The organism is Candidatus Erwinia dacicola, assembly GCF_001756855.1.
GTDB classification, from domain to species: Bacteria; Pseudomonadota; Gammaproteobacteria; order Enterobacterales; family Enterobacteriaceae; genus Erwinia; species Erwinia dacicola.
This window is the reverse complement of record NZ_MAYS01000332.1, coordinates 1-1,742: the sequence shown is the minus strand read 5'-3', so window position 1 is coordinate 1,742 and position 1,742 is coordinate 1. Positions and strand designations below refer to the sequence as shown.

The following is a 1,742-nucleotide window of genomic DNA, read 5'->3' as shown; positions in this document are numbered from 1 at the left end:
ATCTTTGCAACAGTGCCGCTATCCTGACGTACCTTCAGGACAATACAGTCCAGATAAACAATAGGGTAGATGGTGTCTAGAGGGCGATTCTGCCACTCCACGACCTGCTCCATCACCGCATCCGTCACCTTCGAGACCAGCGCCGGAGAGACATCCGCATCGTACAGTTCCTTGAACGCGGCGACGATTTCCCGGGGGGTCATGCCTTTGACATACAGCGACAGGATCTGGTTGTCCATCCCGGTAATACGGGTCTGATTTTTCTTCACCGTTTGCGGTTCGAAGGTACCGTCACGATCGCGTGGGGTCCGCAGTTCCAGTGGGCCACCACTGCTGGCTACCGTCTTTGTCGAGTAACCATTACGGGCATTGCTACTGGTCCTAGGCTGGTTTTTATCGTACCCGAGATGGTAAATCATTTCGGCATTGAGGGTGGCTTCCACACTGACTTTTTCAGCAGCCGATCGAACTGATTGAGATCCTCTGGGGTTTTGAGATTTTTGGCCAGTTTATTAGCCAAAGCCTGTAACTGTTTTACGTCCATAATTTAACCTGTTTTTGATGTTGAATTGAACATATCAAAATCAGGCTACTACACAATCTCGTGTACAGGCTCTTTGTATTTCAATTCTTATTTGCATTTCCTTACCTACAATCCCGTCTGAATTACCCTCCTCCGATTGAAAGTACGCAGTAAAGTCCCTATAACTGATAGACGGTAAGCTCATTCAGCAGTAATAAGTACAGGCGGTAACGTGCGGAAAAAAACATATGCCATGAGATACGTAGCAGGGCAGCCAGCGGAACAAATATTTCCGCCAGGGGCAATGCTGCATGTCGGTCAGGCATTACCGTCCGGTGCGCCGTTGACGACCGAATCCACCCTGAAGGTACTGGTGTGGAATATTTTTAAGCAGCAGCGCGCAGAGTGGCTCTCGGTATTACAAAATTTCGGCAAAGATGCGCACCTAGTTCTACTGCAGGAGGCACAAACGACGCCTGAGCTGGTGCGTTTCGCTACCACCAATTACCTAGCGGCCGACCAGGTTCCCGCTTTTGTTCTGCCTCAGCACCCTTCTGGCGTCATGACGCTGGCTTCAGCTCATCCGGTCTATTGCTGCCCGCTGCGCGAGCGTGAACCCCTGCTGCGCCTTTCCAAGTCAGCGCTGGTCACCGCATACCCCTTGCTCAGTGGACAAATGCTGATGGTGGTTAATATCCACGCGGTGAACTTCAGCCTCGGTATCGATGTTTACAGCAAACAGCTAGGGCCGATCGGTGAGCAGATCTTTCACCATCAGGGTCCAGTGATCATGGCCGGCGATTTTAATGCATGGAGCCCTCAACGGATTAATGCCCTGTATCGTTTTTCACGCGAAATGGGGCTTCGTGAGGTACGTTTCACGGACGATCACCGGCGTAAAGCCTTTGGGCGTCCGCTGGATTTCGTTTTTTATCGTGGAATAGGGGTGGCAGAAGCTTCTGTACTGATCACCCGCGCCTCAGATCACAACCCGCTGCTGGTAGAATTTAACGCCCATCCGCCATCGCTGGCATAACAAGGAAGCTTCTCGTAATGGCAACAAAACACCATGACAACGTTGATAAACAGTTCGGCGAGCAGGCTAATGCTAGACTGGCCCCCTGAATCTCCAGACGCTTTGCCCCTCTTAAAATAAGAGGTAGGCTTAGAATTATGTTTAAGACTAGTCACGAAAATAAGGGCACTATTGCAAAGATCT

The 1,742-nt window shown here is 50.6% G+C and carries 1 protein-coding gene and 1 pseudogene; one reads left to right on the top strand and one right to left on the bottom strand.

The genetic code is table 11. From position 1 onward, the window contains the following. Window positions 1-544 (bottom strand): annotated as a pseudogene (locus tag BBW68_RS09605) (transposase); the annotation flags it as partial. 211 nt (window positions 545-755) lie between these two features. Here BBW68_RS09605 and BBW68_RS09600 point away from each other — a divergent pair. Continuing rightward, on the top strand, window positions 756-1,559 hold the full coding sequence (locus BBW68_RS09600) for an endonuclease/exonuclease/phosphatase family protein (protein ID WP_070135189.1): 804 nt from the start codon (window positions 756-758) through the stop codon (window positions 1,557-1,559). Window positions 1,560-1,742: the final 183 nt, after the last annotated feature.